The 9,329-nt window shown below is 70.4% G+C and carries 10 protein-coding genes; 3 read left to right on the plus strand and 7 right to left on the minus strand.

The genetic code is table 11. The annotated features are described in order from the left end of the window. Positions 1–36: 36 nt before the first annotated feature. The 3 genes from BJP25_RS32050 (at position 37) to BJP25_RS06695 (ending at position 4,154) form a co-directional block, all read left to right on the plus strand. Positions 37–916 (plus strand): IS5 family transposase gene (locus tag BJP25_RS32050; protein WP_143218829.1). Its coding sequence is split into 2 segments (ribosomal slippage): positions 37–404 and positions 403–916, totalling 882 coding nucleotides; the frame shifts between segments, so codons are not numbered across the junction. 39 nt (positions 917–955) lie between these two features. Further along, positions 956–3,511, plus strand: coding sequence for a cation-translocating P-type ATPase (locus tag BJP25_RS06690; RefSeq protein WP_075973864.1), 2,556 nt, complete (start codon positions 956–958; stop codon positions 3,509–3,511). 418 nt (positions 3,512–3,929) lie between these two features. Beyond that, positions 3,930–4,154, plus strand: coding sequence for a hypothetical protein (locus BJP25_RS06695; protein ID WP_075973865.1), 225 nt, complete (start codon positions 3,930–3,932; stop codon positions 4,152–4,154). Between the two features lie 698 nt (positions 4,155–4,852). Here BJP25_RS06695 and BJP25_RS36090 read toward each other — a convergent pair. From BJP25_RS36090 to BJP25_RS33120, 7 genes are all read right to left on the minus strand, one after another. Next, positions 4,853–4,981 (minus strand): hypothetical protein, encoded by a 129-nt coding sequence (locus BJP25_RS36090; RefSeq protein ID WP_269844525.1) that lies wholly within the window; start codon positions 4,979–4,981, stop codon positions 4,853–4,855. A 94-nt stretch (positions 4,982–5,075) separates the two neighbouring features. Then, complete coding sequence (locus BJP25_RS06700; RefSeq protein ID WP_075973866.1) at positions 5,076–5,933, minus strand: Scr1 family TA system antitoxin-like transcriptional regulator; 858 nt, start codon at positions 5,931–5,933, stop codon at positions 5,076–5,078. A gap of 91 nt (positions 5,934–6,024) precedes the next feature. After that, entirely contained in the window at positions 6,025–6,387 is a 363-nt protein-coding gene (locus tag BJP25_RS06705; protein WP_075973867.1) for a hypothetical protein, read from the minus strand. Beyond that, a complete protein-coding gene (locus tag BJP25_RS06710) occupies positions 6,384–6,677 on the minus strand; it encodes a hypothetical protein (protein ID WP_143218907.1) in 294 nt (97 codons plus the stop codon). The genes BJP25_RS06705 and BJP25_RS06710 overlap by 4 nt, the downstream gene beginning before the upstream one ends. 1 nt (position 6,678) lies before the next feature. Then, positions 6,679–7,455 (minus strand): helix-turn-helix domain-containing protein, encoded by a 777-nt coding sequence (locus BJP25_RS06715; RefSeq protein ID WP_075973869.1) that lies wholly within the window; start codon positions 7,453–7,455, stop codon positions 6,679–6,681. A gap of 72 nt (positions 7,456–7,527) precedes the next feature. Next, positions 7,528–8,466: a helix-turn-helix domain-containing protein gene (locus BJP25_RS06720; RefSeq protein ID WP_143218908.1), complete on the minus strand. Its 939-nt coding sequence runs from the start codon at positions 8,464–8,466 to the stop codon at positions 7,528–7,530. Between the two features lie 354 nt (positions 8,467–8,820). Next, the gene (locus BJP25_RS33120) at positions 8,821–9,144 is read right to left on the minus strand and encodes a hypothetical protein (RefSeq protein WP_143218909.1); all 324 of its coding nucleotides are present in this window, start codon (positions 9,142–9,144) and stop codon (positions 8,821–8,823) included. Between the last annotated feature and the right edge of the window lie 185 nt (positions 9,145–9,329).

Genomic DNA, 9,329 nt, shown 5'->3' on the forward strand with positions numbered 1-9,329 from the left:
GTGGGTGTGGTTGATCTGCTTTGATCTTGTCCCGTGGTGCGCAGGCATGAGTTGACCGATGAGCAATGGCAGGTCGTGGAGCCGTTGTTGCCGCCTTCGGGTGTGAGGGGTCGTCCGAGGGTGGATGACCGCAGGGTGGTGAACGGGATGTTGTTCAAGGCCAAGACGGGGATCTCGTGGCGTGATCTGCCGGAGCGGTATGGGCCGTGGAAGACCGTCTACAACCGGTTCTGGCGGTGGTCGCGCAACGGGACCTTGGCCGCGCTGGTCGCCAGGGTGCGGGTCGTCGCCGAGGCGGTCGACGAGCTGGACCGGGAGGTCTCGGTCGACTCCTCGATCGTGCGGGCGCACCAGCACGCGGCCGGGGCCCGTCACGCCGTCGACCCCGGCGCGGGGGGCGGGGCGATCCCGCGGCGGGCAGGGCGAACCAGGTGATCATGCCATCGGCCGCTCTCGGGGCGGGCCCTCGACCAAGATCCATCTGGCGTGTGACGGGCACGGGCGTCCGTTGTCGGTGGTGTTGACCAGCGGCAACGTCAACGACTGCACCATGTTCACCCAGGTCATGGACGGGATTCGGTTCCGACGCCCCGGCCGGGGACGCTCGGGCGCCCGCCCGCGCAGGGTGCTCGCGGACAAGGGCTACTCCTCCCGCGCCATCCGCGCCTGGCTGCGGGCCCGGCGCATCCCCACCACCATCCCCGAACGCCGCGACCAACAGGCCGGACGACAACGACGAGGCCGAGCAGGCGGCCGCCCACCAGTCTTCGACCCGGTCGCCTACCGGCGACGCAACGTCGTCGAGCGCTGCTTCAACCGACTCAAGCAGTTCCGGGCCATCGCCACCCGCTACGACAAGACCGCCCTGTCCTTCCAGGCCATGATCGACCTCGCCACCCTCACACTCTGGCTTTGAGGACACGCCCTAGGGCCCTGCGACACCACCGGAGAGCGCATGCATCCGCCGCCACCTGTCGACCAGACCCCACCTGTCGCCTGCCTCACCGACGACCAAGCCGCGCGGGTGCGGCAGCGGGTGGGACCCAACAGGGTGCCCGAGGCGGCCGGTGCCGGTGTCACCGCGCGCGTCGTGGCCCAACTGCGGGACCCGATGATCCTGCTGCTGCTCGCCGCCGCGGCGATCGCCGTCGCTCTGCGCGACGCCACCGACGCGGGCGTCATCGCCGCCGTGGTCGTGCTCAACACGGCCATCGGGGTAGCCCAGCAGGTCCGCGCCGAGCACGCGCTCGCCGCCCTGCGCACCCTGGCCGCCCCCACCACCAGAGTGGTGCGTGCGGGCGTCGAGCGCACCACTCCAGCTGTCGACCTCGTCCCCGGCGACCTGGTGCGGCTCACCGCGGGGGACATCGTCCCCGCCGACGCAGAACTCCTGGCCGCTGAGGCCTTCCAGGTCGACGAGTCCGCCCTGACCGGGGAGTCGGTCCCGGTGGACAAGGCCGCAGGTGCGGGGGAGCGGGGACTGGTCTGCGCGGGCACAGTAGTGACCCGCGGTCGCGCCGAGGCCCGGGTCATCGCCACCGGTGCCCGGAGCGCGCTCGGGCGCATCGCCGCCGCCGTTGGCTCCCAGCGGCCCCGTCCCACTCCGTTGCAGCGCAGGCTCGCCCAGCTCGGCCGCGTCCTCGTGTGGGCCGCGCTGGCGCTCTCGGCGCTGGTGGCCGTCCTGGGCCTGCTGAGCGGCCAGTCGCCGGGCACCACGGCCTTGACCGCGTTGAGCCTCGCCGTTGCCGCCGTACCGGAATCCCTGCCCGCGGTGGTCACCCTCGCCCTGGCCCTCGGAGCCCGCCGCATGGCCCGCCACCACGCCGTCGTCCGCTCCCTGCCCGCCGTCGAGACGTTGGGGTCGGTGACCGTGCTCGCCGCGGACAAGACCGGCACCCTGACCGAGGGGCGCATGGTCGTCGAGGAGTTGTGGACCCCGGGAGGTGGGCGCTGCGCGGTGACCGGACACGGCTACGACCCGGTTGGTGAGATCCGGTGCCCGGGCGGACCGCCGCTGGAACTGCTGCGCTGTGCCGCACTGTGCAATGACGCCACCATTGACCCCCCGACCCGCGACGGCCACCGGTGGACCCCGGTGGGGGACCCGACCGAAGCCGCTCTCGTGGCCTTGGTAAGCAAGGGGGGCATCTCCGTTGCGGCGGCGCGCGACCGCTACCCGCGCACAGGGGAGATCCCGTTCGACAGCGCCAGGGGACGCATGGACACCACCCACCGCAACCCCTCAGGCGGGTGGCTCGTGCTCACCAAGGGCGCCCCGGAGGTCCTGCTCGCCCCCGGGGGTCCTCTGCCGGACGACATCCTCACCCAGCGCGCCCGAGTCGTCGCTGCGGACATGGCCGGAGCCGGGCAGCGCGTGCTCGCCCTGCTCGAACGCCACAGCGACCGCCCCGGGGCACCGGCGGCACCGGGACCGGGACAGGCCACCCTGCTGGGCCTGGTCGCCATCGCCGACCCACCCCGCCCCGACGCCCCCAAGGTCGTGCGAGCCCTCCGCCGGGCCGGGATCCGCCTGGTCATGATCACCGGCGACCACCCGCGCACGGCGGCCGCCATCGCTGCCCGCGTCGGCATCGCAGGCACGGCGGGTGTGGCCACCGCCGCCGACATCCCCGCCGACACCGATGCCGTCAGCGTCTACGCCCGCACCCGTCCCGAGCACAAACCCCTCGTCATCCAGGCCAGGCAAGCACGTGGGGAGGTCGTGGCCATGACCGGGGACGGCGTCAACGACGCCCCCGCGCTGCGCCGCGCCGACATCGGCATCGCCATGGGTGGACAGGGCACCGAGGTCGCCAGGCAGGCCGCCGACCTCGTGCTCACCGACGACGACCTGGGCACCGTCGTCACCGCCGTGGCCGAGGGCAGGCGCATCCAGGCAGCCGTGCGCACCTTCCTGCACTACGCCCTCTCCGGCGGCTTGGCCGAGGTGGCGGTCATGCTGCTCGGTCCCCTCATCGGATTGCCCCAGACGCTGCTGCCCGCCCAGATCCTCTGGATCAACCTGCTCACCCACGGCCTACCCGGCGTCGCGTTCGGCACCGAGCCACCCCCCACGGGTGCCCTGCGCGCAGGCCCCCGGCCACCCGCCCAAGCCGTCCTCGGCGCGGGCCTCTGGCAGCGCATCACCTGGACCGGCGCGCTGATCGCCACCACCGCACTCGCCGTGGGCGCCTGGGCCGCGGCCACCGGCCGCCCTTGGCAGAGCCTGCTCTTTCTCACCCTCGGCTTGGCCCAGCTCGGCGTAGCTGCCGCGCTGCGCGGCCCCGGGAGGCGCCCGAGGTTCCTCGACGCCGCCGTCGCGGGCGCGATCGCCCTGCAACTGGCCGCCGTCACCGTCCCCGGCCTGCGCAGCTTGCTCACCACCACACCGCCCGAACCGTCAGACCTGGCCGGGGTCGCGGCGGTGGCGCTGCTGCCCGCCGTGATCGTCCGCATCGTCGCCAAGGCATCGACCCGGACCAGCCCGGGGCTGGGTGTCGAGACCGCCTGAAGACCGTCGAAGCCCGAAAAGCGCAGCTTGCCGAAGACCGGCCAGCGACGGGGCTTCACCTCCAAAGCGACGATGAGCACTTAGGCACGATGCTGGCTGCCGACACGGAGAAACCTTTCCGCGTAGACCCCCTATGTCGATAAGGGAACGGTGTCGGCTTCCTAGTGCAGGTTCGTCCGCGCTTGCCTGGTTCCGTCAGTGGGGGAGCGCGAGCCAGGAAGAAGATCACCGACTGGCTGTGATACCGGGTCGGCTGCGTTTCGGCACTGGGCCCGGCTGAGAACCCGCGTCAGAACGTTACGGCAAGCGTTGCCGCACCACACGATCGGGTACGGCTGCCGTGTGGTTGACCGGCCGACTCGTGCGGCATGGATACCGTGCTCTCGGTCTCGTCGTATCAAAACTTCAAGAAGCCGGTATGGCCATTTCGGTGGATCTGGACAAGCAGCTGGACAAGGCGTTCGAGCAGTTGTCCCTGGCGGAGGTGCTCGACGCCCCTGTCGCGGCGTTGGCAGGCGTCAGCGAGGGCGACGGCGAGAAGCTGCACGCGGCGTTCGGCATCAAGACTGTGCGAGACCTGGCAAACAACAAGTACTTCCGCGTCGCGCAGGCGCTCGCCGACCTGGAGCGATCAGCCGGGTGAGGCGTGCGCTGGGGTCGGTGTCCCACCGGCCCCAGCGCACAGGGACACCGCAAATGGCCCGGACGTCCCGGCTCTTCCGTCCGGCGGGTCGTTCAGCGGCCGATCAAGGTCAGGGGCGGTGAACGGGACGAGTTGGCTGGGTAGGTACGAGGGTTTGGATCGGCCGTCGGCGTGGTGGATGGGCAAGTTGACGACTCCGTACCTGAGGCCTTCGAGGCGGGTGAGGCGGCCGTGGAGTCCGTCGCCGCCGAGGCGGGTCCAGGGTGTGTGGATCACCGAGGGTCCTGGAGGTAGGGGTGGTCGTCGTATTCGGCGCGGTTGGAGGGCCGCGGTCGAGGGTGGGGTGCCCGGTGGGTCGGTGGGGCGGTGGACGATCATGAGGTTGTGGGTGGAGTAGACCTCGCCGTGCCCGGGGATGGGGTGGGCGCCGGTTTTGCAGGTGGCCGGAATGGGGCCGATGAGTGCGCTGGTGGTGATTCGGTAGCGCAGCGCGCCGTCCGAGGTGGGGTGGTGGGCGGCTGTTGCATGGGTCGAACTCAGCACCGATGGCGAACATATGTTCGATGTCCGTGGTGGGTGACACCGGTGCGGACCTGCGGCTTTGGCGCATCCGGGGTCGTGGTGTGGATCGGCTCGGGGTCAGTCGGTGTGGGTGGTGCTGGTGGTGTGGGTGTTTCTGTCGTGGAGGGCGTCGGTGGTCATTCGGCGGCTTCGGTGGCTTCGGTGCGGCGGGTGAGGCGGGGGTAGTTCATGGGGTCGTGGCCGGTGCAGCAGAACCGGTTCTGCTCTCTTCCGCGCCAGCCGGCGATCTTGGCGTGTCCGTTCATGTGGTCCTCCTGCGGTGGGTGCGGGTGTCGGCTCCAGGAACGCTCGTCGGTGTCGATGAGGGCAAGGGGTCTAGGTGGGGTCGACCCAGTTGGGTCAGGGTGTGGCGCGGGAGTGGGGGTCCGGTGGTGTGGTACCGGTGACGTGGTGGTGGAGGGCTGTGCGGGTTGCGTTGGGGTCGAGAGCGTGGTGGTTGAGGTGGTCGAGGAGTAGTTGGTGGGTGGTGATGGTGGTGGGGTGGGCGTCGAGTACGTGGTGGGTGAGGTGTTCGGTGAGGACGAGGTGGTTGTCGCGGTCGAGGCGCAGCAGGGTGAACCTGTTGGTGGCTGGGGGGCCGTCCACGAGCCGGATGTCGGCGTGGCCGTGGCCGATGATGTCGTCGAGGTGGCGCATCTGGGCCCGGGCTACGGGTTCTGGTGTGCCGGGTGGGTGCAGGGCTTGCCGGGTGATCAGGAACCTGGGTTGTGGGAGTCGTGCGGTCGTTGGCTTGGTGCGGGCGAGGGACTTCTGGGGCGCATGGGCGTCGCTGTGGAGGTGGGTGGGCAGGGCGTGCCTGAGTGCGTGGTGGTAGTCGGGGGTGCGTAGGTGGGGCGGTAGGACGTCTGGGCTGTAGGTGGTGGTGGCGGTGATGTGGTTGCGGAGAAGGTGGAGGGGGTCGGGGTGTGTGGGGTGGTGGGTGAGGGTGAGGCGTTGTGGTGGGTTGGTGGTGAGCAGGGTGGTGAGTTCGTGGCGTAGGGAGGTTGGTAGTGCGGTGGTGGCGATGATGATGGCGATGTCGGTGGTGTCGATGTTGCGGGTGCCGGTGAGGGTGCGGCTGACCGTGGCCGGGCTGAACCCAGTTGCCTTGGCCAGTTGGGTTTGGGTGTAACCGTGGTGGGTGAGTTCGTGGTGGAGGCGGGCGCCGATGTAGGCGTTGAGCAGGGTGGGGGTGGTGCGGGGTTTGCTGCTGGGCATCGGGGGCCTTGGGTGTCGGGGGTAGGGGCCCGCACTCGCCGTGCCCGGGGGCATCGGACGAGCGGCGGTGCGGGCCGGTTCGGGGGACGGGTCAGGTGTGGGTGGCGGCCCGGCGGGTCGCTGCGGCGACGGTGGCCCACGGGGCGGGTGTGCGCGGTGGGGTGACCCATTGGTCGGGGCAGGTCGGGAGCTGTTCCACCTGAACGTTCTGGGGAATCACGCCGAGGGCGTGGAGCGCGGTGAGGGTGCGGTGTGCGGGGGTTTCGGGTGGTTGGGTCAGGAACACCCAGGTGCCGGTGGGGGTGTGGTGGATGGGGGTGGTGAGCAGGCAGAGGCGCAGTTGGTGGTGGGCTTGTGCGCCGAGGTGGGCGGGCATGGCCAGTGCGTGCACGGTCTCGCCCAGCAGGGCCCGCAGTATCTGGTGGGTGGGGGTCGGGTGTTCGGTGGTGGTCATCGGGTGTCTCCGGGGTGGTGGTGGGTGAGGGTTGCGCGGACCCAGTGGTCGATGAGGTCACCGGCTGCGGTGCGGTCGTGGGTGGGGATGTTCCAGAGGTCGCAGAGGTGGTCGAGGATGAGGTTGGCCGCGGCGCCGGTGGGGGTGTGGCGGTCGTGGCTGGTGATCGCGAGGACGGCTTCTTCGGGTGCCAGGTCGAGGTGCCGGGCGAAGGCCAGGACTCCGGCGCGCAGGGCGATCGCGTGAGCGGCCAACGCCGGTGCGGAGACATCGTCGAGTGGGTGCGTCATGTCAGGTGCCAAAGGGAGTGCGGTGGGCGCGCACGGTGTCGAGGGAGTCGGCCTCGGTCAGGCAATGGTCGAGCAGGTCCCGCGCCCGCTGCTCGTAGGCGGTGGTGGTGTCGGGGTGTTCGAGGACGAGGTGGGTGGTGAGCAGGTCGAGAGCGGTGACGGGGTGGAAGTGGGGGATGTGGAGCTGGGTGAACGCTTCTGTCGGTGGTTCGGTGGCGGGCAGCACCCGCACCGACCAAGGCCCGTGGAGCAGGGCGTCGAGTTGGTCGCGCAACACCTCCGCCGGGACCGGCGTCCGGGTGAGAGCGGACTCCGGGACGAGGAGGGTGCGGTCCAGGTCCGGCGTAAGCGGTGGTGTCGCTGGTCGGGGGTGGCCGGTGACGGCGTGGTGGTACTCCGGGGTGCGGGCGGCGAGGGGGACGTGGTGGGGGTGGTAGTGCACGGTGGTGTCCGCGGTGGCCTCGATCTCGCCCAGCAGGCGGGCACTGTCGGGGTCGTGGTGGGGTAGTAGCCAGGTGGTGTCGGTGGCGGTGCGGACCAGGTCGTAGAGCAGGGGGCGTTGGGCGGGGTCGATGTCCAGCAGGGCGCAGAGGGCGCCGATCTGCAGGCTGGTGGGGATGCGGCGGCCGGTCATCATCCGGTTGGCCATCGCGACGGTCATGTTCATCAGCTCGGCCAGGGCACGGGTGGTCAGGCCGAGGTGGTTGCGTGCGGTGTTGAGGCGGTTGGCGATGATGGCCGCCCGCATGGTCGCGGGGCGGATCTCGTCATGGCCCATGGAAAATCGTTCTTCCTGCTCGTAAGACGCGGTCGAATGTCAGATGTGAACGCCGGCCTACCCGGGGGGTGGTCAGGTGTCGGCGTGGCTTTTGGCCCAGTGGTCGATGAGGTGAGTGCTGGCGATCGGGTTATGGGCGGTGCTCAGCACCCCGGCAATCTGGTCTTGGATACGGTCCAGGTGCTCGGGGTCGTCGAATAGGGTGGAGAAGTATTGGTCGTGGCAGTGGGCAAACACCGCCCCGGACAGGGTGAACAACGCCAGTCCCGTCGCGAACGGCACTGGGCACGCCGTAACGGCCACCCTGACCGTCAGTTGGCGCTCTCCGATCGCTGACAGCAGCGCCCGCAGTTGCTCGGCCAGCACCGCCGATGACTCGACCGGGTCGGCCAGCACCGCCTCGTTGATCACCACCGTCTGCGACCCGCCATCGGACCCGACCGCCGCCGCACGTTCCCGCACTGACTCCAACGCTCCCGGCAGCAGGTGCAGGTGCTGGGAATGCAGTTCCCGGGTGTAGGCGGGGGTACGCCACGGCACCGGGATCACTGCCGCCGCCAGGTGGAGCGTGTGTTCGGCGCGCTGATCCAGGTGCGCGAGTACCGCGGTGTGGTCTGCGGGATTACCCATCGACCACCACGGCGACGCGGACTCGTCCAGTACCCGCGCCACGCGGGCACAGGTGGCCCGGTCGGCCCGGTAGACCGTCAGCAACGCGCCCACCTCGGCGTCGGTCAGGAGGCGTTTGCCGTTCTCCGACCGGTTCAGCGACGCCACCAACATCCCCACCCGCGCTGCGGCTCCCCGCGTGGTCATCCCAGCGGCGACCCGCGCCCGGGTCATCAGAGCGCCCACAGCCACCCGGCGCAGCGACACACCCATCACGCCACCCACGATCGGGCCGGGAACACCAGGCAAGTCAACGCCACCGCGCACTCCGGGCACACCCGCAACCGGGTCGGACGCGCCCGCCACCACCGCACCACCGGTGACCCGCACACCGCCACCCACACCGCCACCCCACGCGGGTCAGCAACCACCGCGTGCGAGCGGCCCGGCAAATGCGGGCTCACGCCCCACACCACCACGGGCCATGAGGACTGCTCCAGCGGCCACCGGGCATTCACCCCCGCACCGGCGGAGCCAGCGTCGGAGCGGGCGGCCACGCCCGCGCTCCTCGGTGCCCCGGTACTCGTGCCTCGGCCGCCGACGCCCACGCAGCCCAACCCAGGCCACACCGGCAGGAGACGGTCACCTGCCGCAGACACCGCACCATCAGCAGCGTCGTCCCTACCGCCGCGACCAACACCACGAGACCACCCCTGTGACAGAAGGCGCAGCGGGGCAACGGGAACCTGGTTCCACTCAGCCACGGCCGCCACCTCCCACGATATTGGCGCGCTGACGCGTCCACGCCGTCGCGACCTGGGCCAGTCCCCTGTGGTCCGACCAGCACAGCCAACCCGCGCGAAGGATCGCGGCGATCGCTCGCTGCGGTCCCTCCTTCACCGGTCCGGGGAAAGGGCGATCACGCAAGACCAGGAAGCGGCGCTGCTCGACACAAGTGCCGCGGAAGACAGCAACGAAGTCGTCGCCCTTCGCGAGACGCAATGTGCATCCGCCGTGAAATACGCGGCTGCAAGCGACGTTTCCGATGTCGGAGCTCGGTGTTGGGTCGTTGGCGCGCATCGCTGTCACCTCGCCTGAAGTAGGAGATCTGTTTCAGGACGAAGCGGCACAACCCTGAGGACACGCGCACGAGTGAGCGACTTGGTCGCGTCGTCAGCCAGTCTCGTGAGTGCGTGCCGTTTCGGCCCTGAAACAGACCGTAGGGCCAGTCAGACGCGCTTACCCGGACGCTGCGTCCGGGTAGG

Origin of the sequence: Actinokineospora bangkokensis, from assembly GCF_001940455.1 — a bacterium.
GTDB classification, from domain to species: domain Bacteria; phylum Actinomycetota; class Actinomycetes; order Mycobacteriales; family Pseudonocardiaceae; genus Actinokineospora; species Actinokineospora bangkokensis.